General features: G+C 59.0%; 25 protein-coding genes. 13 read left to right on the top strand and 12 right to left on the bottom strand.

Going from position 1 to position 22,735, the window contains the following annotated elements:
* Window positions 1-61: 61 nt before the first annotated feature.
* From VI25_RS07020 to VI25_RS07010, 3 genes are all read left to right on the top strand, one after another.
* Window positions 62-403, top strand: a complete 342-nt coding sequence (locus VI25_RS07020) for a hypothetical protein (RefSeq protein ID WP_045686942.1) — start codon at window positions 62-64, stop codon at window positions 401-403.
* 119 nt (window positions 404-522) lie between these two features.
* Window positions 523-903, top strand: coding sequence for a hypothetical protein (locus tag VI25_RS07015; protein ID WP_045686941.1), 381 nt, complete (start codon window positions 523-525; stop codon window positions 901-903).
* Between the two features lie 239 nt (window positions 904-1,142).
* Entirely contained in the window at window positions 1,143-1,511 is a 369-nt protein-coding gene (locus VI25_RS07010; RefSeq protein ID WP_045686940.1) for a hypothetical protein, read from the top strand.
* Window positions 1,512-1,585: 74 nt separating this feature from the next.
* On the opposite strand, the gene ggt is transcribed toward VI25_RS07010, so the two are convergent.
* Window positions 1,586-3,385 carry a gamma-glutamyltransferase gene (ggt, locus tag VI25_RS07005; protein WP_082455430.1) on the bottom strand — a complete coding sequence of 600 codons (1,800 nt, stop codon included), beginning with the start codon at window positions 3,383-3,385 and terminating at the stop codon, window positions 1,586-1,588.
* A 338-nt stretch (window positions 3,386-3,723) separates the two neighbouring features.
* Between ggt and VI25_RS28345 the strand changes: the two genes are divergently transcribed.
* Entirely contained in the window at window positions 3,724-3,846 is a 123-nt protein-coding gene (locus VI25_RS28345; protein ID WP_316934273.1) for a hypothetical protein, read from the top strand.
* Complete coding sequence (locus tag VI25_RS07000; RefSeq protein WP_316934272.1) at window positions 3,798-5,777, top strand: alpha-amylase family glycosyl hydrolase; 1,980 nt, start codon at window positions 3,798-3,800, stop codon at window positions 5,775-5,777. Before VI25_RS28345 ends, VI25_RS07000 begins: the two co-directional genes overlap by 49 nt.
* A gap of 123 nt (window positions 5,778-5,900) precedes the next feature.
* Here VI25_RS07000 and VI25_RS25055 read toward each other — a convergent pair whose 3' ends face one another.
* Genes VI25_RS25055 through VI25_RS06985 form a run of 3 tightly spaced genes read right to left on the bottom strand, consistent with a single transcriptional unit; the run spans window position 5,901 to window position 7,418 of the window.
* Window positions 5,901-6,377 (bottom strand): DUF1905 domain-containing protein, encoded by a 477-nt coding sequence (locus tag VI25_RS25055; protein WP_052694881.1) that lies wholly within the window; start codon window positions 6,375-6,377, stop codon window positions 5,901-5,903.
* Window positions 6,378-6,417: 40 nt separating this feature from the next.
* On the bottom strand, window positions 6,418-6,828 hold the full coding sequence (locus VI25_RS06990) for a glycosyltransferase (protein WP_045686939.1): 411 nt from the start codon (window positions 6,826-6,828) through the stop codon (window positions 6,418-6,420).
* 17 nt (window positions 6,829-6,845) lie between these two features.
* Entirely contained in the window at window positions 6,846-7,418 is a 573-nt protein-coding gene (locus VI25_RS06985) for a hypothetical protein (RefSeq protein WP_045686938.1), read from the bottom strand.
* Window positions 7,419-7,622: 204 nt separating this feature from the next.
* Between VI25_RS06985 and VI25_RS06975 the strand changes: the two genes are divergently transcribed.
* The gene (locus VI25_RS06975) at window positions 7,623-10,055 is read left to right on the top strand and encodes a TIM-barrel domain-containing protein (RefSeq protein ID WP_236704935.1); all 2,433 of its coding nucleotides are present in this window, start codon (window positions 7,623-7,625) and stop codon (window positions 10,053-10,055) included.
* Window positions 10,056-10,141: 86 nt separating this feature from the next.
* On the opposite strand, the gene VI25_RS06970 is transcribed toward VI25_RS06975, so the two are convergent.
* The 7 genes from VI25_RS06970 to VI25_RS06945 all read right to left on the bottom strand — a co-directional run bounded on the left by VI25_RS06970 (window position 10,142) and on the right by VI25_RS06945 (window position 15,425).
* Window positions 10,142-11,167, bottom strand: coding sequence for a ferredoxin--NADP reductase (locus VI25_RS06970; RefSeq protein ID WP_045686936.1), 1,026 nt, complete (start codon window positions 11,165-11,167; stop codon window positions 10,142-10,144).
* Between the two features lie 28 nt (window positions 11,168-11,195).
* The gene (locus tag VI25_RS06965) at window positions 11,196-12,380 is read right to left on the bottom strand and encodes an esterase/lipase family protein (protein WP_052694880.1); all 1,185 of its coding nucleotides are present in this window, start codon (window positions 12,378-12,380) and stop codon (window positions 11,196-11,198) included.
* 171 nt (window positions 12,381-12,551) lie between these two features.
* The gene (locus VI25_RS06960) at window positions 12,552-13,517 is read right to left on the bottom strand and encodes a T9SS type A sorting domain-containing protein (RefSeq protein ID WP_045686935.1); all 966 of its coding nucleotides are present in this window, start codon (window positions 13,515-13,517) and stop codon (window positions 12,552-12,554) included.
* A gap of 112 nt (window positions 13,518-13,629) precedes the next feature.
* A complete protein-coding gene (locus tag VI25_RS06955; protein WP_161806886.1) occupies window positions 13,630-14,172 on the bottom strand; it encodes a rhomboid family intramembrane serine protease in 543 nt (180 codons plus the stop codon).
* Window positions 14,072-14,458, bottom strand: a complete 387-nt coding sequence (locus VI25_RS25050) for a hypothetical protein (protein WP_052694878.1) — start codon at window positions 14,456-14,458, stop codon at window positions 14,072-14,074. The genes VI25_RS06955 and VI25_RS25050 overlap by 101 nt, the downstream gene beginning before the upstream one ends.
* 125 nt (window positions 14,459-14,583) lie before the next feature.
* Window positions 14,584-15,150, bottom strand: coding sequence for a hypothetical protein (locus VI25_RS06950; RefSeq protein WP_236704934.1), 567 nt, complete (start codon window positions 15,148-15,150; stop codon window positions 14,584-14,586).
* 20 nt (window positions 15,151-15,170) lie between these two features.
* On the bottom strand, window positions 15,171-15,425 hold the full coding sequence (locus VI25_RS06945) for a hypothetical protein (protein WP_045686932.1): 255 nt from the start codon (window positions 15,423-15,425) through the stop codon (window positions 15,171-15,173).
* Between the two features lie 215 nt (window positions 15,426-15,640).
* Between VI25_RS06945 and VI25_RS06940 the strand changes: the two genes are divergently transcribed.
* From VI25_RS06940 to VI25_RS06910, 7 genes are all read left to right on the top strand, one after another.
* The gene (locus VI25_RS06940) at window positions 15,641-15,853 is read left to right on the top strand and encodes a hypothetical protein (protein WP_143436988.1); all 213 of its coding nucleotides are present in this window, start codon (window positions 15,641-15,643) and stop codon (window positions 15,851-15,853) included.
* A gap of 395 nt (window positions 15,854-16,248) precedes the next feature.
* Window positions 16,249-16,881: a M15 family metallopeptidase gene (locus VI25_RS06935; RefSeq protein ID WP_052694877.1), complete on the top strand. Its 633-nt coding sequence runs from the start codon at window positions 16,249-16,251 to the stop codon at window positions 16,879-16,881.
* Between the two features lie 177 nt (window positions 16,882-17,058).
* The gene (locus VI25_RS27665) at window positions 17,059-17,619 is read left to right on the top strand and encodes a glycoside hydrolase family 10 protein (RefSeq protein ID WP_055562382.1); all 561 of its coding nucleotides are present in this window, start codon (window positions 17,059-17,061) and stop codon (window positions 17,617-17,619) included.
* On the top strand, window positions 17,544-18,839 hold the full coding sequence (locus VI25_RS06925; RefSeq protein ID WP_072144766.1) for a glycoside hydrolase family 10 protein: 1,296 nt from the start codon (window positions 17,544-17,546) through the stop codon (window positions 18,837-18,839). The genes VI25_RS27665 and VI25_RS06925 overlap by 76 nt, the downstream gene beginning before the upstream one ends.
* Before the next feature lie 256 nt (window positions 18,840-19,095).
* A complete protein-coding gene (locus VI25_RS06920) occupies window positions 19,096-20,274 on the top strand; it encodes an acyltransferase family protein (RefSeq protein ID WP_045686929.1) in 1,179 nt (392 codons plus the stop codon).
* Window positions 20,275-20,323: 49 nt separating this feature from the next.
* Window positions 20,324-21,496, top strand: a complete 1,173-nt coding sequence (locus tag VI25_RS06915) for an acyltransferase family protein (RefSeq protein ID WP_072144765.1) — start codon at window positions 20,324-20,326, stop codon at window positions 21,494-21,496.
* Between the two features lie 42 nt (window positions 21,497-21,538).
* Window positions 21,539-22,045: a DUF2059 domain-containing protein gene (locus VI25_RS06910; protein WP_052694874.1), complete on the top strand. Its 507-nt coding sequence runs from the start codon at window positions 21,539-21,541 to the stop codon at window positions 22,043-22,045.
* An 86-nt stretch (window positions 22,046-22,131) separates the two neighbouring features.
* Here VI25_RS06910 and VI25_RS06905 read toward each other — a convergent pair.
* The coding region (locus VI25_RS06905; protein ID WP_152981530.1) for an AMP-binding enzyme at window positions 22,132-22,735 on the bottom strand (604 nt) is incomplete at its 5' end.

The raw sequence follows: 22,735 nt of genomic DNA, 5'->3' as shown, positions 1-22,735 counted from the left end.
TCCGTCCTGTCCCTGGCGTACAGCTTGCATAACACATCCACCTCCTTAACCCCTCCGCGCTATGAATCATGCCGATCGTATTGAAGCCACTATTCAGGGTATCTACCGCGCCTTCGAGCACCCCGGTGAGCATCCCGCTGACGCCGGTATCAGCGCTATTGATAACTGGATTCACGCCCTTGATGGTCTGGGTGGCTCGGCTCTAGCTGGCTTGCAGAATGAGTTGCGTGCCTTGCGTGGCTACGTAGAGCGCGACGACCGTCCGGCTATGGCTGGCTCCCTACAACAGTTGGGCATGGAAACCTCACGTATGGCCCACGACATGCACGACGGCACGGGTGACCACCTCCGTCATTTGGGGCAAGTGCTTATTACCGCCGCTGGCAACCTGAAGATGTCCTAGCCTTGCTAGGCAACTCCGCCAGTTGTAACCGAGCATGTTCGTAAACTAAGATGCTCTGATTCCTTTTGCTTTCCGACGCTCAAAGCCCTGCTTGTGGTTGCGTCTCGTTCCTTTTCTATATGCATTCCGATTCCACCTCAGGGCAGCATTCAGCTCCCGGCTCTATATTGGCAGGTAGCCAGCCTCACCTGGAGGCTACCCTGCATGCCCTGCAAGCCGACCAGTTGCCCAACCTATTGCCCGCCGCCGGCGACAACCTGTACCGCTGGATGAACCTGCTGCAAGCGGCCGAAGGCGACCGTTTTGCCGACCTGATTGCCGAGTTGCAGAACCTGTACAACGCCATCGACCATGGTACGCCCAATGGCCCCGAGGTAAAGCAGATATTGCAGCGCCTTTCCGGCCTAACTACCCAAGCGGCGGAATCTGCTGATACCACTTCCCAAGATAAGTTGCGCCAGTTGGGGCAAGCCCTAGGTAACGCTGCCGATACGCTGTAATTTTTCCGATTAGCTAAGTATAGCAATGGCCTGTTCTGTCCCGTTTGGGGTGGGGCAGGCCGTTGCTATGTACGCGCAGTGGCTGCCTCGCAGGCCCTGGCTGCGGTGGAAAAAGCAAGAAATAGGTAGCAGGAACTAGCTGAACAGCAGGCAGAATCTTACTAAGCAAGTAGCCAACCCTAGGATTGGGGATAGAGTAAATAGGGAAGTTCCTCTTGTTTCATCCAACTTCCTCCTCTATGTCAATCTCGCATTCTGCCAGTGCCGACCAATTGCAGGCTACCCTCCGCATTCTTCGCAGCGAAGACGTAACCCAAACCATTGCCAAAGCCACCGAAAACATTGACGGCTGGGTGCACATGCTCCGCGCCTCTGGCGAAACCGCGTATGGCACCATTGCCGCCGACCTAGTGAAGTTGAAGGGCTATTTAAACGGCACCGACCCCAACCCCATCAGCGACGTGCTGCAAACCCTAGCTGAGCATATCAACAGCTTTGTTGATGACTCCAACCCTCGTTTCATTGGTACGCTAGACGAGCTATCCAAAGCCCTCACCTCCGTTGCCCGCGACCTCCAGACCACCCGCGACAACCAGGAGCAGCAATAATAAATTGTTCCACAAAAAGAGGCCGTGCATGGTGCACGGCCTCTTTTTGTGGAGGGTCATGCTACTACAAGCAGCTAGTATCCTTGGCTAGAATCGTCGCCGCGCGGGTCGGCGCCTCCTTCGAGCCTACCCCCCGGCAGCACACGAATTACCTCCACCCGCCCCCAGGGGGCCCGTGGGTTCAGCTTGTACCCGCGGGCGCGCAGCGTGTCCTGGGCTGCGGGCAGTAGGGCCCCTGCCTCCACATCAATCAAATCGGGGAGCCACTGGTGATGCAGGCGCGGCGCGGCCACGGCCTGCTGTGCGTTCATGCCATAGTCGAGGGTATTCAAAATGGCTTGCAGCACACTGGTAATAATGGTGCTACCACCGGGCGTACCCACTACCAGAGCCAGCTTCTTGTTCTTGGTAAGAATGGCCGGCGTCATGGAAGACAGCATGCGCTTGCCGGGCGCAATGGCATTGGCTGCTCCGCCTACCAGCCCGTAAAAGTTAGGAGTGCCTGGCTTGCTGCTGAAATCGTCCATTTCATTGTTGAGCAAGAAACCAGCGCCTGCCACCACTACTTTGCTGCCGTAGGCTCCGTTAAGGGTAGTCGTGCAGCTGACGGCGTTGCCCTGAGCGTCTACAATATTGTAGTGTGTAGTTTGGTCCGATTCGTAGCTGGGAAAGTTAGGGCCAGCAGTTACCTGGGAACTGGGGGTTGCGCGGTAGGGCAGGGTAGTAGCCATTCGCTGCTTGTTGTAGGGCTTCTCCAGCAGTTGCTTCACGGGCACGTGCCCAAAATCCGGGTCGCCCAGGTACGTAGCCCGGTCGGCATATACGCGGCGCTGGGCCTCCGTAATCCAGTGGGTAGCTTGGGGCGAGTGCCAGCCGGCTCTGCCCAGGTCGTAGGGTTCTAGCATTTGCAGCATTTGCAGCAAGGCTACTCCGCCCGAGCTGGGCGGCGGAAACGTCAATACATCGTAGCCCCGGTACTGGCCGTGCAGCGGAGTGCGCCACTTGGGCTGGTAGTTTTGCAGATCCTGCTTGGTAATGATACCGTGCCCCCGCTGCATTTCTTGGGTGAGCAAGTCAGCTGTAGTGCCTGCATAGAAGCCCGTCCGGCCTTCGTCGCGGATGCGGCTGAGGGTACTAGCTAGGTAGCGGTGCCGAATGGTGTCGCCGGGCTGCCAGGGCCGCCCTTCCCGCACGTAGGAGTTGGGCAGGAATCCCATCTCATTTACTGCTGCTTCCATTCTGACACTAGGGGTCGCTTGCGAGTGCTCCATGTGCTGACCCGCAGTGACAGCCGTGGTGATAAACTTGGTGCGGTTCAGCCCGGCAGCTTCTTTCTCCGTCAGTACCACCCCCTTGGCTGCTAAATCAACGGCTGGCTGCACCACCTCTTTCCACGGCAGCTTACCCAGCTTTTTGTGCAGTTCCCACATACCCGCCACGGTACCGGGTACACCGGCCGCTAGGTGGCCTAGAGTGCTCAGGTCAGGAATTACGTTGCCCTGCTTGTCGAGGTACATGTCGCGGGTAGCGGCGGCGGGGGCCGTTTCCCGGAAGTCGAGAGCCCCTTCTTGGCCATCGGCGCCACGGTAGAGCAGAAAGCCGCCCCCGCCAATGTTGCCGGCTACGGGCAGCACTACGGCTAGGGCAAACTGGACGGCCACGGCCGCGTCGTAGGCATTGCCGCCCTTTTGTAGAATTTCTACCCCAATGCGCGAGGCCTCCGGGTGCGCCGATGTCACCAGCGCCTTAGCCGTAACGACGGGGGTAGCGGTGGGAATGGGCGTGGCCAGCGCGGCTACGGGTGCGGTGGCATGGGGAGTGCTAGTGCAGGAAAGCAGCGCCGCCAGGGCCAGGGGGTAGAGGTAGCGTTTCATATGAGCAAAGGTACAGTAGATCAGGGAAGGTGTCGGAAGGCAGATGCAATGAGAGAGTACCTTGCAGGGTACGGGCACTAGCAGAAGCTCAACACTAGACGGCGGCTGTAAGCACCCCGACAGGAGATACTACCGCCAGCAGCCAGGCTGGGTAAGCAGAGTTTCCCAACAGCCGTGTGCCCCTCAAATTATAGGAAGATGCTCACGGGGTAGTAAAATTGCCTTGCGACGCGAGGAAAAGGACATTCTTTTGGCCTAAAATCGGACTAAATCACGACTAGCCTTACTAAATTCGGTAATCCGCGTAGCTTTGACCGGAACTCCTGATCTGCCATCCTATGCCTACCGATATATCTACTCCTGCCGCTTCGGTTCCAACTACTGCGCTGCTACCCCTGGTACAGCAAGACTCTTGGCTGGCCCCGTACGAGCCGAACTCCTGGCACGTCAGCAGCGGCTAGAGCAGCGACTAGCGGAGATTACGCAGCAGTGCGGCTCCTTGAGCAAGTACGCGCTCCTGCACCAGCGCCTGGGCCTCAACTACGACTCACGCCGCCGGGGCTACTGGTTTCGTGAGTGGGCCCCCGCCGCCGAGGCACTCTATCTCATCGGCGACTTCAATGGCTGGGACCGGCAGGCTACCCCCCTGCAACGAGGCAACGATGGGATGTGGGAGGTGTTTTTGGCCGACAAAGACTACCAAGACCGTCTAACCCACCACTCCCTGTACAAGGTGCACGTAGTAACGGCCAAGGGCGCCAAGGACCGCCTACCTGCCACCCTGCGCCGCGCCGTGCAAGACGAGGCTACCAAGGACTTTGCCGGGCAAGTATGGCGCCCCGCCACCCCCTATACGTGGACGGACCAAAAATTCCGCATCTCCAATGTGGTGCGGGAGCCCTTCATTTATGAAGCGCACGTGGGCATGGCTCTGGAGGAAGGTCGCACGGGAAGCTACCTGGAATTCGCCGAGCAAATCTTGCCCCGCATTCAGGCCGACGGGTACAACTGCCTGCAACTGATGGCCGTGATGGAGCACCCTTACTACGGTTCCTTTGGCTACCACGTAGCCAACTTCTTTGCGGTATCGTCGCGCTTTGGTACTCCCGAGGAGCTCAAGCACCTAATTAACGAAGCCCACCGCCGGGGCATTGCCGTGCTACTGGATGTAGTACACTCCCACGCCGTGAAAAACGAGGCCGAAGGCCTGGCCGATTTCGACGGTTCAGGGGCTCAGTACTTCCACGCGGGGGCGCGCGGTAACCACCCAGGCTGGGATTCTAAGCTCTTTGACTACAGCAAACCAGAGGTTCAGCAGTTTCTGCTTTCCAACCTGCGCTACTGGCTGGAAGAGTTTCACTTTGATGGTTTCCGCTTCGATGGCATCACCAGCATGCTGTACCATCACCACGGCGAGGGAGTCTCGTTTGGCGGGTACGACCAGTACTTCGGACCCGAGGTAGACGATGACGCCATCTTGTACCTTCAGCTAGCGGCCACCCTCGTAAAGGAGGTGAAGCGCAGTGCCATCCTCATTGCCGAGGACATGAGCGGCATGCCGGGCTTGTGCCGGCCTATTGCGGAAGGGGGCATTGGCTTCGACTACCGCTTGGCCATGGGCATTCCAGACTATTGGATCAAACTGCTCAAGCACACCCGCGACGAAGACTGGAACCTCCACGATTTGTGGTACACCCTCACCAACCGGCGTGAAGGAGAGAAAACCGTGGCCTATGCTGAAAGCCACGACCAAGCCTTGGTGGGCGACAAAACCCTGGCTCACTGGCTGCTGGATAAGGCCATCTACGAGCACATGCGCAAGGACGACCACAACCCCGTGGCCGACCGGGGCATTGCCCTGCACAAGCTTATCCGGCTGGCTACGCTAAGCCTAGGCGGCGAAGCCTACCTCAACTTCATCGGCAACGAGTTCGGCCATCCGGAGTGGGTAGACTTCCCCCGCGAAGGCAACAATTGGAGTCACCATTTTGCGCGTCGCCAGTGGAGCCTGGCCGACAACCAGGATCTGAAGTATGGGTACTTGCTACGCTTCGACCAGGTAATGCTAGCCATTGCCAAAGGAAATCGGTTATTGGCGGCAGGCCCAGCCCGGCAGCTGAATGTAGACAGCGAAAACCAAGTGCTCATCTTTGAGCGCGACGGCCTCATCTTCGTGTTTAGCTTCCACGTGGACCGTAGCGTACCCAACTACCGTTTCACGGTGCCCACGCCGGGCCGCTACGGCATTGTGCTTAACTCCGATGATGCCGAGTTTGGTGGCTTCAACCGGGTTGATGCCAGCATCACCTACGAAACATTTGAGGAGGACGGAGTGCATAAGCTGAGCCTTTACGTGACCAACCGTACGGCCTTGGTGCTCACACGCACCTAGACCTCCGCCAACTAACAAAGCCAAAGGGCCAGGTTTTACAGCAACTGGTTGTTTCGTGGGAACAACCAGTTGCTGTAAAACCTGGCCCTTTGGTGTTCTTCTGGAGCCTTACGAAAAGGGGAGTTAGTTGATTTTTTGGCCGCTGTTCAGGCGTTGTACCACGGATTGGGCGCGCTCATTGCGGGTGTCGCTTTTCTTGGCGCGGGCTATCCAGTTGGCAAATTCCTCCCGCCGCTTAAACGACAGCTCATTGAATTTCTCCTGTAGGCCGGCGTATTCCAGGGCATCGATGAGTTCGGCGGGAAGCTCAAGCTGACGCTCTTCGGTGTCGCGCTCTAAGGAGACGTGCACGGTGCTGCTCCAGCTCTTGCCAATGGCATTGCGCACTTCCTTTTTCACGGGCAGGGCGTGTAAACCATCACCAATAGGAACGAGGTTCAGCCGGATAGGAAACCCATCAATGGTGCCTTGCACCGGCAGCGCGCCCGAGATGCCGTACGTTTCGGGTATGCTAAAAGGTACTACTAAGAATACGCCGCTATCGGCGCCATCCATTTCTAGCTCGGCGTCAAATTCGTGGCGAATGGGGGAGTCACTCATGTGGTGCAAAAGGTAAAATATCAGCCAGCCCCAACTCCGGTTAGCGGTTTTCGAGGCGGCGCAAAATGCTGTTGATGGTATCCGTATCGTTGGGGGCCACTACCTGCACCCGGTTGTTGGTGGCAGGGTAAGTAGCCCGGAGGCGTTCCGCCGTACCGTCCGAAGCAGCCAAAATCAGGTCGGCACGGCGTAATGCCAGGCGTTCCAGTTCCAGGGCCCAGCCCCGGTCGGCGGGGGTGTTGCGCTGCTCGGCCAGGCTGTGCACATGCAGCACCAGGGGGCGGCCCGTTTGCTGGCGGATTTCCATGGCCGCCAGCCACGTTGGCCAATCGGTGGCGTAAATTACACCAAAGTTATCGGAAAGGGCTTGGCGCGTGGCAAAGCGCGCGTACTGAATAACCTGATAGTTGAGGTCGGCCGAAGGGGGCAACTCAGCACTCAGGGCGGCCAATGCTTGAGGTAGCGTAGCTAACTCCGGAGAGAAAGAAGCTTCCTCGGGTTCTGCTGGGGCCGCCGGGCTGGTAGTTCGGCCGCGAGCAGATCCAGGGCTTCTTCTACGCCCGTTTCTAATGCGTCTGGAAAAAGAGCATGGGCATTGGCGCTTTTGTCGGTATCTGGGGTAGCTGCCGCCGGGCTGGTGCTAGCGGCTGGGGACGCTGCACGGGGCGCGGATAAGGCCAGGCTGGGGACCGGGGCTTCTTCGCTGCCAATGTAGGGGGCTGCCGGAACGGCAAAAGCAGGGGCTGGTTCGCCTGCCGGGGCGGTGCTGCCCACGTAGGGTGCCATTGGGTGCTGCCAGTTGGCGGGGTAGCGGTCCGCTGGTAGGGTTGCAAGCTCATCTACTCGCAGTTGCGCCAAGGTAGTTACCTGGGCATTAGGAGTAAGCAGCGAGGAAGAATACGAGCGGGGCAGTACTACTGCAAGGGGAACTTGCGGAGCAAGCGCCTGCACCAAGGGCTGCAAAGAAGGAAGCGGCTGTTCGCCGGCGCGGGGCGCACCGTCCCAGCCAAGTAGCAGCACGGGAGAAGGGGCAGGAGTCATAGTAGAATAGAGCAAAAAAGGGGGCAGTAACCAGATATGGCAAGGTAGATAAAAAAGCTACCCGCCGTGTCCTGTAGTAGGCTTTTTACGAAAGCACATCGGTAGTCGCCATAAGTCGCAGGAATCATTTTTACCTTGCGCAGTAAAAACAAGCAGATCTGGCCCCACCGGAATTTTCTTGCTTTCCTCTCAACAACTCCCATTATGGCCGAAAATATTCAGGACAACAACTACATGGTCAATGACCTGGCCGCCCGGTCCAGGCAGGAACTATATCCGGGCCGGGTAGTGCACGGCGAGCAGCAGGGTACCGACTTTCTGTTTCGGTGCGAAAACGGCGTGCAATTACTGCTACAAGTCATTTCAGATAAGGTGCTGCGTTTTCGCTACGCCACGGAGGCCGGCTTCGGTCCCGATTTTAGCTATGCTTTCCCCTCGGGCACCCCACCGCGCCAGCAGCCTGAGTTCCTGGAATTTCGGGAGAAGCCCGACCACTACCGCATCACCACCGACCGCCTTATTTGCGTGGTGGACAAAGATACGCTGCGCAACCGCGTGCTGAACCGCTCGGGCCTGGTACTGAGCGAAGACGAGAAGGGCTTCCACTGGGAATACGAGTACGAGTCGGGCAACGACATCGTAAAGATGAGCAAGCAGGTGCAAAGCGGGGCTCATTACTACGGCCTCGGCGACAAGCCCGACAATATGAACCTGCGCGGTAAGCAGTTCACCAACTGGGGCACCGACACCTACGGCTACCAGAAAGGCTCCGACCCGCTGTACAAAAACATTCCATTTTTCTTGGGCTTACACCAGAAAACAGCCCACGGTATTTTCTTCGACAACACGTTCAAAGCCTTCTTCGACTTTGCCGCCGAGCGGGCCGACGTAGCCAGCTTCTGGGCGCTGGGCGGAGAAATGAACTACTACTTCATCTACGGCCCCAGCCTGCTCGAAGTAACCCAGGAGTACACCCGCCTGACGAGCCCACCAGAACTGCCGCCGCTCTGGACGCTGGGCTACCACCAGTGCAAGTGGAGCTACTTCCCCGAGAGCAACGTGAAGGCCATTGCCAAAGGCCTACGCGACCGGCAGATTCCCTGCGACGCCATCTACCTCGACATCGACTACATGGATGGGTACCGGTGCTTTACCTGGAGCCCTACCCACTTCCCCGAGCCCAAGCGTATGGTGCGGGAACTGGCCGAGGATGGCTTTAAAACCATTGTCATCATCGACCCCGGCATCAAGATTGACCCTACCTACAGCGTATACAAGGAGGGGCTTGAAAGCGACTACTTCTGTCGCCGCGCCGATGGTCCACTGATGAAAGGCTCCGTGTGGCCAGGCCTGTGCAACTTCCCGGACTATACCCGTCCTGAGGTGCGCGAGTGGTGGGCCGGCCTGTTTAAGGGCCTGATTCAGGAAGACGGTGTGAAGGGCGTGTGGAACGACATGAACGAGCCGGCCGTGTTTGAGAAAGGCACCTTCCCGGATGATGTGCGCTTCGGCTATGAAGGTTACTCTGCCTCTCACAAGAAGGCGCACAACATCTATGGTATGCAGATGGCCCGCGCCACCAATGAAGGGGTGAAGCGCTTCAGCCACCCCAATCGGCCCTTTACCATTACGCGCAGCACCTACTCCGGGGGGCAGCGCTATTCCTCCGGCTGGACCGGCGACAACATTGCCTCCTGGGAGCACCTCTGGCTGGCGAACATTCAGTGCCAGCGCCTGAGCATTTCGGGCTTCTCCTTTGTGGGGTCTGACATTGGGGGCTTCATTGACAAGCCCGATGGGGAACTGTACGTGCGCTGGGTTGCGCTGGGCGCCTTCCATCCGTTCTTCCGCACCCACAGCTCCGGCGACCATGGCGACCAGGAGCCCTGGTCGTTTGGTGAGGACTTTGCGCAGTTGGCGCGGGGCTTCATTGAGTTGCGCTACCGCCTGCTGCCCTATATGTACACCACATTCTGGCAGTATGCACAAGCAGGCACGCCTATGCTGCGCCCGCTAGCCTTCCTCGACCAAACCGACACCGACACCTACCTGCGGATGGCCGAGTTTAGTCTCGGCGACCACCTGCTGGTGTGCCCCATTACCCAGCCCGGTGCCGATGGCCGCTGGATGTACCTACCCCGCGGCGACTGGTTCTACTACTGGACCGATGAACCCAAGACCGGCGGCGCCGAAGTGTGGGCCAGCGCCCCCCTCGACCGGATTCCCTTGTTTGTGCAAGCCGGAGCCGTAGTACCCATGTACCCCGTAATGCAGTACGTGGGCGAAAAGGCAGTAGAAGAACTTACCCTGCACGTGTACTACAAGCAGGGCGAGCAAGCCAGCGTGCTGTACGAGGATGGCGGGGAAGGCTACGGCTACCAGGAAGGGCAAAGCACTACCCGCCGCTTCAAGGTGCGGGGCACTGACACCGGCCTGGTGCTGCAGCAAGCTACGGAGGGTGCCTACCAACCCACCTGGGCCAGCTACCGCGTGGTACTGCATGGATTGCCTTTTGGCGCTTCCGTATTCAGCACCGATGGTCAGCCCGCGGAGGGGGTGCAGGTAACCACCGAAACCGGACTCACCCTACCCGGCGTGACCGTAAGCGCCGATTTTACAGAGCTTGTAATTGGATAGCAAGTACAGGCGCATAGTAGCATAAAAACCGCCCCCTGAGTCCTGAGAGCAGGACTCAGGGGGCGGTTTTTGCTTTTCGATAGTCGTCATACTGCTAGCTGCACGTCGCCGCCGGCGGGGTGGCCCACGCACGTAAGAGTAAGGCCTTGGGCTAGGTCCCGGTCGGTGAGTACTTCATTGTACGAAAGCCAGACGCGACCGGAAAGGCAACGCGCTACACAGTTGCCGCAGATGCCCGCCTCGCAACTGTAGGGCAACGCGAGGCCCTGAGCGCGTGCCGCCTGCAAAATGGTAGCTGGGTAGGCCACCGGGAAGGAGTACTGCTGCCCGTGCAGAGCTACCGTAACAGTGTGCGTATCGGTGTTGGGAGGGAGGGCTGGGCTTGCCGAAGGAGGTAGTACAAAGTTTTCGCGCCGGATACGCTGGCGAGGAACTCCCGCCGCGTGCAGGCCGTAGCCACACATGCGCATGTACTCGCCAGGGCCGCACACAAAGGCCAGCATCTGATTGGGGGTAGTAGTGGCGTGCTGGGCCACCAAGCGCACCAACAGATCTTTGTAGAGGCGGGCACGGGCTAAGTTGGGGTGGTTGCTGAACAGCAACTCAATGCGAAACCGCTGGGCAAAACGAGTCGCCAGTTCGGCTAGCTCCCGGTGGAAAATAGTGTCGGTGGGGGTGCGGTTGCTGTACACCAGCAGCACATGCACCTGCGGCTGGGTATGAAGTACCATTTTCAGCAAGGAGAAAATGGGCGCGATGCCACTACCGGCCGCAAAAAGCAATACCTGCGCGTAAGGCAACTCCCTGGGCTCGGGAAGAACAAACAGGCCCCCAGCCCCAGAAGTCAGCAACTCGTCGCCTTCCCGGGCCTCATCAACCAGCCACCGCGAGAAAACCCCATTGGCTACTCGCCGCACCGTGATGGCCAAGCCAGCATCTACTGCTGGCGCCGAGGAAATAGAGTAGGAGCGGCGCTGCCCAGGATGCCGCGGCAACAGCAGCGTAAGATACTGGCCCGCTTGGTACGGCACGGGCTGGTCGGGCGCTAGCCAAAAGGTTTTTACCTCCGGAGCTTCCTCTACTATGTTCTGAATGCGAAGCGAAATAAGCACGGCCGGTAAACAAGGTCCTAATGATCAACTACGTTTTCTGCGCCGGGGGGTGCAATGTTTCGTGCAGATACTGGTATACCTCCGGGTTGCTAAGCAGCGTGCCGTGGCTTAGTTTCGGGTACAGGCGCGTAGTGATGAACACATCCGGTGGGGGGGCGGCATCCCGAAATACGCGGCCTACGGCGCTACCTGCTCCTACCAGCCCGTCGCCGAAATAATCGTGTAGCACCGAGGAGGCCGTTTTTAGCAGAGACCCCGCTAGCACATGGTAGTGCACACCCGGCAAAGGCGGTACTACCGTTCGCGGAGGCAGCAAGTCGTCGGCGTGCGGATTCTGCCAGTCTTCGTCTACCAAGCGGGCGTGGCGCAAATCCTTGATGCCATTACTACGCTTGTCAATCAGGCCGCTGATAAACCGAGTGGGCCAGAGGTTGATTTTGCGGAGCACCAAGGAAGTAAAGTGACTGTTCTGTTCCAGAAAGGAGCCGTCGTTGGGCACACCTAGTAGAAAAACGTCGCGCAGCAGGGCAAGCCAGTCGGCGGGCAAGCCAGTGGGTGCTGGCTCCGAGTGTAGATCAACCGATACAGGTGCGCCGGGCTTGGGCCCGGCTTCCGTGTTTGATAAAGCCAGCGCGGCGTAATAGCCCGCGCTGCGAATAACGAGCCCACCCATGCTGTGCCCTACCAACGCCAGCTCGCCCACCGCCGACGGGAAGGTAGCCACCAACTCCGTGAGCAGTTGGTGTAGCAGGCGGCCATTCTCGGAAATGTGTAAGCCGCTATTGTAGCGCACGTAGAGGCACTGCACCCCCAGCTCCCGTTGTAGCCGGGGGCCGAACCGCAGGTCATCGGGGCCGCGGCCCGTTTGCCAGATAATTTCGTCGCCCATAAGCCCGTGCAGAAACACCACTGTTTTGCGCCCCTGCCCGTTGGGAAGAGGCATAAGGCGCAAATCAGCTACCGGCACATCGGCGTTGTAGCGGCGAAAGCTCATCTGAATTGCTCGCGAGTCGTTGCGGGCGGCCAGTTGGTCGCCGAATGCCCCATTGAGCATGGGTAGGGTGAAGTGGCTGTTTTCTTGGCCCGCCCGGTACAGAAAGCCAGCACCTTGCAGCGGAGCCCGGGCTACCCGACCCATAGCCGCCGTTGCGCGTTGCCACCGCGAGGGTTCAGAATCAGGAGAAGACAAGGGTGGGTCGAGGGAATCGGGCACGGCAATGGAGGTAGCGCCAGCAGCGCTACAAGGTGGAGCACGGGGGTATACTGCAAATTTACGGGGTAGCCCTGTGCAAGTTGAGCAGCACACGGGCCGCCCAGAAACAAAAAGCCCCGGAGCTACCTAAGCAGCTCCGGGGCAGTACGCACTACCTAGCGCAACAGGTGACTATTGTACCACTAGCTTGCGCGTGAGGGGACCTTCGGGGGTGTCAAGACGCAGTACGTATACGCCGGCTTGTTGCCCGCGCAGATCCACGAGGCGTCCGCGCGAAGTACTACCGGGGGCCGCTGCTTGGCGCAGTACCACGCGGCCAGTGGCGTCTACTACCGTAAAGGGAGCAGTTGATAGGCCTGGTTGGCTAAGCGAGGCCAGCGAGAACTCTCCGCTGCTGCTAGGGTTGGGGTAGATCTGTAGGGCAGCTTCGTTTGCTTTATTGCGCGTGCCAGCAACGGTACCCGTCATGGTGACATCATCCACGAGTAGGGTGGTGCCTACCGTACGAACTTCGCCTGCTCCCGACAGAAAGCCGATGTGCACGGAGTCGGGCGCCAGCGACGACGTGTATTGCAGTGGCACCGAGCTTAGCGTGTAGGTAGCGGCCGGTAGTAGGCGCAAGCTCCCAGACGCAATAGTTTGTTTGGTGTTGCCCACCGTGCGCGTAAGCACCACAAAAGCATACGCCGAGTCGGCCAGGGCATTGTCACCCGTCAGCTTATAAAAGAACTGCATGTTGCTGGCGCGGGTAGTGAAGGGCTTGCCACCCACGGCGCTCAGGTCTTCGTCCTGCACATTTTCAATGTCGTCTGCGGAAAGATTACCCAGCACAATGCCGCCTGGCAGCGGGCCTCCTAGTAAAGCACTAAGGATGAGGTCATTCTTGGTTTCCATTCTCGCAGCAAAGGAGCCTGCATGTACATCCGTGCTCTTTGAGGCCGTAACGCTCGTGTACAGTGGCCCAAAGGCTTTGAGGGCTTCATCAATGGTAGACCAATTTTCGGGGACTTCTAGGCCGTTGCGGGTTACCCAAGTATCGAGGTTGCCATTGGGTATGGTGCTGGCTGTTTGGGCCGAAGCAGAGGTAGCCCATAATAAACCGGCCGTAGCCAGCATACCGAGTACAAGTTGTTTCATGGGAAGTGAGTAAAAATGAAAATGGTAGTGAGAATATGAATACTTCTATTATACCTGTAAAGGAACGCATTAGCACGGACAGGTTGCGCAACTTCGGCCAAAAAATGCGGCTCTACCTAGGAACAGTGGTCCGTGGTAGCGCCGCCCCCAGTATCAGCCCCGTTAGCAGACCGCCCACGTGGGCCGCATTGTCGGTAGCGTGGGCTTCCAATCCGCCCGCCAAGCTAGAGGCCAGCAGGTACACCATAAATACCAGCACGGTGCGGCGCCCAGTCTGGCCGAAGGCGGTAGGCCGGACAAGCAGGGTGGCCAGAAGCAGCCCGTAGAGCCCAAAAATAGCCCCTGAAGCGCCCACCGAAAGCACTCCGCCCGTATGCCAGCCCAGGCTAGCCAAACTGCCGCCCACTCCGCTAAGCAAGTACACCAGTAGCAACCGCCGCCATCCGGTCAGGCCTTCCGTCAGCAGCCCCAGAAATACCAAGGAGGCCATGTTCATAAGCAGGTGGGCGGGGCCGCCATGCAGAAAACACGCCGTGAGAAGTCGCCAGGGTTGGCTAGGCAGGGTGAGGGGGGAGAAATTGGCGCCCCACCGTACCAGATCGGCGGGGGCGGGGTCCAGCGGGTTGGTGCCGGTAATTGCCAGCAGTCCATACACCAGCAGGTTTAGCCAGAGCAGCAGGGGGGTGGCGGCATAGTTTGGGCGCGGCCAAAAAACACCCCGGCCCACCTCCCGCAACAGGTCCCAGCTGCGGGTCGGGGCCGGGTGCTACGGGGCTAGGCGGGCGGGAGGAGGTAGGCAGGTCCTGGGGAATCAGCTCCCGGCGCTGTAACTCCTGCACGGCCGCTTGCACCACCGACGCGGGGTAGCGCCCCGGCTCCTGAATCAAGTACAGCAGCTCGGCGTCGGTTTTCTGGGCAAATAGCTCGGCAGGATCAGGCACGGCAAGTAAGGGCAATCGCTCATCGGGCCAACTTCGGCCCCCTAGCTGCGCGTCATAAACCCTGCCAGCGCCTTCCTGCCTGACAGGATTGCGGATCCCGCTGGAAAGGTAGCACAGTAGGGGCGCTATAGCTCCGTAATATTGCCCTGAATAGGCGCGCGCTTGGTGGGTAGCCCCAGCATCTCATTGCTGATATCGGAGGCCTCAAGCTCAGCCCGGTTCAAGTCGCGGTTGAACTCGAACTTACCCATCATCTCGTATTGGCTTTTCAGGTTTTCCAGCAGGGCCCGTCTAATCACCAAGCCTTGTTGCATGGTTGTCAGGCGAGCTTCCATGGTAGGGGTGAGGCTTTGGTTGTAAGCTTTGGCTTTCATAAACCAACTGATGCGGTCCAACGCAATCGTTACCTGCCCCGCAAATACGGTCGATGCTTTGTTGTCTAGGGCTTGCTTCGTTAGGTGGGCACCAGCATTTTCAGCCAGCCAGTAGCGCCGCGCCATGCGAGAGTAGCGGCCCGCCGCAGTAGTATCGGCCCGGTCGGCGGCGGGTAGCAACTGGCGCATCTTGCGAACCTGAACGGCTGCTTCGGCTTCGAAGGCAGGTAGGGGCGTGGCTTGCACACTTTCCAGCACAATAGGCTTGGGGGCCACTACTGCCTTTGTAGCGGTTGCGGCTGGTTTCTTCGGAGCCAACAACCAGTACCCAGCCCCGCTCAGGCTAGCACAATAGCCGCCGCTGGCAGCCAGCGGCCCACCCCGGAGGGAGTTTCGTCGTCTTGGTCGTGGTGGGTATAGTGGGCGTGAGTGGGGGCCGGCGGAGTGGCGGGTGGAAGCGAAACGCCCCGGCGGCGCAGCTCCCCTAAGGCGGTTTCTACCAGGGATGAATGGTACAGCTCGGGGTGTTGCACCAAGTAGCGCAGCTCGTCATCGGTTTTTTGTAGCAGGACGTCGGTTCCGGGGGTAGCCATAGAGTATTGGCACGAAGCAGGATGGATAGAACAACAGGATGACCCCCGCCATAAGCCAGAAGCACCGCTGTGCAAGATACTGGGGGAATCCGCAGGAATCCATATAAAAACGGGCCTCGCCCGCACTGTTCCCAACCACGACCGGCAGCGGGCGTATAGATGGGTACGGGTCGGCCTCGGCCGACTGCTTTTCTACCATGCTAACTAGCTTTTCCATGTCTACTCCCGCCCCTGACCCTAACGAGCAAAAGAAAAACCAGACCACCGAGTCAAACGAAGCCCCGCAGCCGGGCTCGCAAAACACCACCCAAAGTACCCTCACCGATGGCGACGGTATTCGGGGTGGCTACGGTGACAGTGACCAAACCAACGGCTTGGAGGGCGGCGAAGATGCCGGCCCCGATGGCAGCCCTACGCACGATAGCTAAGCTACCTTCCATAGCTGCCCTAAGCGCGCCCTAGCCAATTCACTTGGCTGGGGCGCCGCTTTCCATTAGGCGTGTTGCCTCAACAATAAGGGCGCAGCCTGTACGTATGCTGTGCGCTGCCTACGTGGCTGATGCTCTGCAACGTGTAGAATTTTAGCTTAATGTCGGTGCGTAGGTGAGGCTTGATGGAGTTCTTACCAATTACCGATAAGCTGGCCTGCACAACAAGAGGGCTTTTTGTGGCGTCTTACTAGCGCGGCATCTAGCTAGCAGCGTCAACTTGCTTGGTGCCAGATAAAATAAAACGCTGTCTTTTACAGTTCAGGTAGTACCAAGCGCACCAGCAAGCGTACACCTACCCGGGCCGCATTGCTTCTGGCGTCTTCTTTTTGCTTATGTCAGCTTCCTCTTCCGGCCCCTACGTCCTTTCTTCGCCAGAGCAGTACTGGCAGTTGGTGCAGGCTCAAACCGAGCAAGAGTTGGTAGATTTAGCTAGCTACGTTCCTGGCCTTGTGTTAGACATTCGCTACGCTACCAGCCACAATGTGCTGGGTAAGCCCATGTATAGCAAACCCCTGGCGTATGCGCGGCGCCCCGTGGCCGAAGCATTGGCCGAGGTGCAGCAGGAGTTACAGACGCGCGGCCTTGGCTTGTGCGTGTACGACGCCTATCGTCCCTACAGTGTCACGGTACGGCTGTTTGAGCACATCCAGGATGAAAACTTTGCAGCTCCGCCCTCGCGCGGGTCTCATCACAACCGGGGGTGCTCCGTGGATGTAGGGTTGGTAGAGTTGGCCACTGGCTGCCATCTTCCCATGCCTACCGATTTCGACGAACTGGGCCCACCCGCCCATGCCCGCTACAGCCAGTTGCCCGGCCACATCATCCTCAACCGCTGTTTGCTGTTGGCTAGCATGTGTCGGCATGGTTTCGTGAACTACCCTGGTGAGTGGTGGCACTTCGACTACTGCAGCTGGGACGCCTACGATTTGCTGGATCTTTCATTTGAAAACCTGACCAGCAAGTAAGAGCAACGGGGCTCATGGTAAGCTATTCTGGGCGGAAAGAGCCGGCCAAATGCCTAGCCAGACAAAGCGCCGCCTTTCAACTGGTTTGCTGCGTAGCCAGGCTTGAGCTTGGCTGAGGTGGGCATATGCTGCCGCATTCTGCCCGTTAGCGTTTATCTTCTGCCTACTTTTGCGGTAATGTTCCGATTCGTTGCCGCTTGCCGTTTTTTGGTGTTTCAGTGCTTGCTGTTCACCCTCTTCACTACCGCCCGCCCCACCTTTGCCCAGCCTACGCCTCCCAAGCGCGAATTGCGCGGCGTCTGGATTGCCACCGTGGAAAATATTGACTGGCCTAGCAGCCGCAGCCTGCCGCCGGAGCAGCAGCGCCGCGAGTACCGCCGCATGCTGGATACTCACCAGCGGAACGGTATCAACGCCGTGTTTGTGCAGGTGCGGCCCGCCTCCGACGCCTTCTACCAAAGCGAGCTGGAACCCTGGAGCAAGTGGCTGACGGGCACCCAGGGCAAGGCCCCAGCTCCCTACTACGATCCGCTACCTTTTCTTATTGAGGAGGCGCACAACCGAGGTATGGAATTTCATGCCTGGTTTAACCCCTACCGGGCCACCATGGACACCGTGACGCGGCGCCTGGCCCCCAACCACCCTTACCGCCGCCACCCCGAGTGGTTTTTGCGCTACAGCGGCAAGCTCCTCTACAACCCCGGCCTGCCCGCCGTGCGCGAGTACATTGGCAGGTAATTGTGGATGTAGTGCGCCGCTACGACATTGACGGCGTGCACTTCGACGACTACTTTTACCCCTACCCCGAGGCAAACCAGGTGATTCACGACGAGGCTGCCTACGCCCGCTTCAACCCCGACCACCTAGACCTAGCAGCGTGGCGGCGGCAAAACGTGAACGCGCTGATTCAGTCCCTTCATGATACCATTCGGCATACTAAGCGGTGGGTAAAGTTTGGTATTTCGCCTTTTGGCGTGTGGCGCAACCAAACCACCGACCCCAATGGCTCGGCCACCAAAGCCTTCCAAGGCTACGACGGCTTATATGCCGATGCGCTGGAATGGCTGCGTCAGGGCTGGGTTGACTACGTGCTGCCCCAGCTTTACTGGAGCTCCAACTTCCGGGTAGCTCAGTACCCCGTGCTGGTAGAGTGGTGGGCCCGCAATAGCAATGGCCGCCACCTCTACATTGGGCACGGCGCCTACCGCATGCTGGAAAACACCCGCGCCGATACCACCTGGCGCAACCCGCGCGAGCTACCCCGGCAGGTTCGCATCAACCGCACATTCCCCACTGAGGTAAGCGGCAGCGTGTTTTTCAGCTCGAAGTCATTGCTTTCTAACCCGCTGAACACCACCGATTCGTTGCGGCAGCACGAGTTTCGGTATCCGGCTTTGGTGCCCGCCATGCCTTGGCTGGATGCCGTGCCTCCCCGCCCCGCCCAAAATCTGACCGTGACCACTAAGGCCACCGCCAATACCCTGGCTTGGCAGCCCAGCCCAACTGCCTCCGATGGCGACGCGGCCACATATTACGCCCTCTACCGTTTCGCGGAGGAGCAGACGCCTACCCCCGACGACCCGCGCAACCTGCTGGTCATCGTGCGGCCCCAGGCCGGGCGCGGCCTTACCTACGTGGATACAACCGCCCTCCGGGGCCGCGGCTACGCCTATTTTCTCACTGCCTTCGACCGCCTGCACAATGAAAGCCGGCCGGTATCGGTTCGTACTACGGGGCGGACTGCTGAGGTAGTGGTTGCTCAAACCACGCCCGAGCCAGTTTCGGTTCCGGCTCCGGTGCCCGCGCCCAAGCCTGCTACTCCTCCCGCACCCGCTACCCCGCGCCCCCCTGCGCCACGCCCCACAGCCGGAACTGTGAGTACGCCCACCAAAATCAAAGTGAAAACTAAACCAAAGCGCCGCGGAGGCTTTTTCCGTCGGTTGTTTGGCGGACGATAAGACGCCAAACAGCCTCTTCTCCGCTGGTAAAAAGGTGACCCCACATGGGTCACCTTTTCTGCTAATAACGGAGCTGGCCGCCTAGCTGACTACAGTCGGCGAGCCACCCTGGCGTGGCTGAGCCTAGCGCACCACCTGCGTAAGTTCCTTTGCGCACGGCAGGTAGTTTTGAATGCTCAGAACAAAGCGGCAACTTCCGCATTCCCGCCGAGCTGCGCTCGTCGGCTGGCCATTGCCCACCCTTTGCCGTTGCCTTATGCAAACTGTTACTCAGGCCGCCGTGCACACTACCCATACTGTACCCTTGGTAAAGGCTTCCCAGCCGGGCCGCCTTGTGAGCCTCGATGTATTTCGGGGCATCACCGTCATGGCAATGATTTTGGTGAACAACCCCGGCGACTGGGGCCACATCTACGCACCGTTGGAGCACGCCCATTGGCACGGCTGCACCCCCACCGACCTCATCTTCCCGTTCTTTCTCTTTATTGTAGGCGTGAGCCTGGTGTACGCCCTAGACGGCGCCCGGCAGCAGCCCGCCACCCACGGCCGCACCATGCTGCGTATTCTGCGACGGGCGGCGGTGCTCTACGGCTTAGGGTTGTTTTCGGCGCTATTTCCCGCGTTTGATTTCAGCACCGTGCGCATTCCAGGTGTGCTGGCCCGCATTGCCGTTGTGTTTCTCGTGTGCGGGGTAGTATTTCTAAAAACCAACTGGCGCCAGCAAGCGGGGCTTCTCGCTTTTATTCTGGTGCTCTACAACGTGCTGCTGCAAGTAGTGCCCGTGCCGGGCTACGGCCCTGCCAACCTGGAGGCCACCACCAACCTGGGTGCTTGGCTCGACCGCACGGTATTAGGGGAAAATCACTTGTGGAAGCAAAGCCGCACCTGGGACCCCGAAGGAATCCTGGGTACGTTGCCGGCTGTGGGTACGGGGTTGCTAGGTATGCTTACGGCCCGGTGGCTGCGGCAGCGCACAGTGGAGCCCGCCACCAAAGTAGCGTGGCTGTTTGTGGCGGGAGGGGCTGCCGTGCTGCTGGGCCTCATTTGGAACGGCTGGTTTCCCATCAACAAAAGCCTCTGGACCAGTTCCTACGTGCTGTACGCGGGAGGGCTGGCCGCCGCGGCCCTGGCCGCCCTGTACTGGCTCTGCGATGTGCAGGGTTTGCGCGGGTGGATTAAGGCGCCGCTGGTGTACGGAGTAAATGCCATTACCGTGTTCTTTCTTTCCAGCCTTATTCCGCGCCTGCTTAATATGATAAAAGTAGGCGGCGCCGATGGCCAGCCCCAAGGCCTGCGCGACTGGCTGTACCACACGTTCTTCGTACCCTACTTCAGCCCGATCAATGCTTCCTTGGCTGGGGCCATAATATGCGTGCTGATTTGGTTAGGCGTGCTGTGGGTGATGTACAAAAAGCAGATTATCATCAAAGTGTGAGGGTATTGGCTACCGTGCTACTACCTCTTGCTCATCTGAAAGCTGTCCATTGAGTACCCTTTCTTCTGCCGCACCGCTCGGTGGTGCTACTCCTGTGTTGCCGGCCTGCCGGTTGGTGTCATTAGACGTGTTTCGGGGGCTCACGGTGCTGCTGATGCTCCTAGTAAACAACCCCGGCGACTACCACTTCTACTATACCCCGCTGGTGCATGCCCCGTGGCACGGCTGCCGCCCCGCCGACCTTATATTCCCCTCCTTTGTGTTTATCATGGGGGTGGCCTTGGTGTACGGATTGGGCAGCGTGCAGCCAGTACGGGCCCTGCACCGCACCACTTTGTGGCGCGTTGGGCGCCGTGCGGGGGTACTACTCCTGCTGGGGTTACTTATCGGCCTCATTCCGTATTTCTACTTCACCTCCTTTCGTATTCCGGGCGTGTTGCAACGCATTGCGCTGGTATATGCGGCGTGTTGCGTAGTATTCCTAAAAACCAACTGGCGCCAGCAAGCGGGGCTTCTCGCTTTTATCCTGGTGCTCTACAATGTGCTGCTGCAAGTAGTGCCCGTGCCGGGCTACGGGCCCGCCAACTTGGCGCCGGCTACCAACCTGGGCGCCTGGCTCGACCGGCTGCTATTTCACCAAGGCCATTTGTTTGTAGAGCAGGAAGGCTGGGACCCGGAAGGGCTGTTAGGCACGCTGCCAACCATTGCCACCGGTTTACTAGGTGTGCTTACGGGCCAGTGGCTGCGGCAGCCTGCCGTAGAGCCGACTACCAAAGTAGTGTGGCTGTTTGTGGCAGGTAGCGGGCTGGTAGTGGCTGGCTGCATTTGGAACGGCTGGTTTCCAATAAACAAACCACTCTGGACCAGTTCCTACGTGCTCTATGCCGGCGGCATTGATGTGCTACTAGTAGCCGCTCTGTACTTCCTCTGCGATGTGCAAGGGTGGCGCGGCGCCTGGACCCTGCCGCTACGCGTGTGCGGCAGCAATGCACTGCTCGTCTTTTTTCTGCCCGAAGCCCTGGAGCGTGTGCTGACCAAGCTGAAGCTACACCACGCCGACGGAACTACGTTTTACCTTCGCAACTGGCTATATCAGAACCTGTTTGCTCCGTACTTCCGCAGCCCCTACTATGCTTCCCTAGCCTATGCCATTGCCTACACGGCGCTTTGGGTTGCGCTACTATGGGTGTTGTACCGGCGGCGTCTGTTCTTCACGGCGTAGGGCCATGACAACGCGACCCCCAGAAATTGCCGTACTTAGGGTATGAAAAAACTGTGGATTCTGGCCGCAGCCCTGTTGCTGGCTGCCCCAATGGCAAGTGCGCAATCAACCACTGCTGCCCCGGCTGCAACGGCAACGCCCGTTTCGGCAAGCCACCGCAAAGCGGCGGAAGAACTGCTGGTCTTGACTGGCAGCGAAAAGAACATGACCGAAATGACCACTCGCATGCTCGACATGCAGATGGAGCAACGCCCCGAAATGAAGGCCGTGGAGCCCGAAATGCGCTCCTTCATGACCAAGTACATGAGTTGGCAGTCCATCAAGGACGACCTCGTGCAGCTCTACGCCCAGGAGTTTACCGAGAAGGAGCTAAAGGAGCTGAACAAGTTCTACCAGACGCCTACCGGCCGCAAAACCATCCAGAAAATGCCTCATTTGATGCAGGCAGGTATGGAAATCGGCCAGAAGCGTGTGCAGGAGCACTTGCCCGAGCTGCAAAAGGCCATTGCTGATAAGATGCAGTCGCAGCAGCCCGCCAAAACGGAGTAGCAGCAACTGTACCCTGGAAGATGATAAGAAAGGCCGGCCCACGGAAGCTCAGCTTCCGTGGGCCGGCCTTTCTCGTGGGGCAGAACTTACCACGTATACTCCGCAAAATCTTGGCGGAGCTTGGTTTTGAGAAGCTTGCCCGTAGCCGTGTGAGGTAGCTGATCTACGAACTCCACGGCTTCGGGTACCCACCAGCGGGCTACTTTGCCATCGTAGTAGGCCAGCAGTTCTTCCTTGCTGATGGTAGCATTGGGCTTGCGTACTACTACTAGCAGAGGCCGCTCGCTCCATTTGGGGTGGGGCACCCCAATAACGGCGGCCTCTGCAATGGCCGGGTGCCCAATGGCCAGATTTTCCAGTTCAATGCTCGAAATCCATTCCCCACCCGATTTAATAACGTCCTTGGAACGGTCGGTGATTTGCATGAAGCCGGCCGGGTCAATAGTAGCCACGTCGCCGGTGCGAAACCAGCCGCTGCTAGTAAGGCCGCCGGGCTGGTCGGCGCCAAAGTACTCCCGTACTACGAAGGGGCCGCGCACCAGCAGGTCGCCAAAAGCCACGCCATCGTGCGGTAGCGCGTTACCCGCATCGTCCACAATCTTCATGTCGATGCCGAAAATGCTGCGGCCTTGCTTGGTTTGGATGACAAACTGTTCGTCGGGGCTCAGGCTGAGCTGTTGGGACTTAAGG

The sequence above is a fragment of the Hymenobacter sp. AT01-02 genome (genome assembly GCF_000961955.2).
GTDB classification, from domain to species: domain Bacteria; phylum Bacteroidota; class Bacteroidia; order Cytophagales; family Hymenobacteraceae; genus Hymenobacter; species Hymenobacter mucosus.
This window is presented reverse-complemented; position numbering and strand designations above follow the sequence as displayed.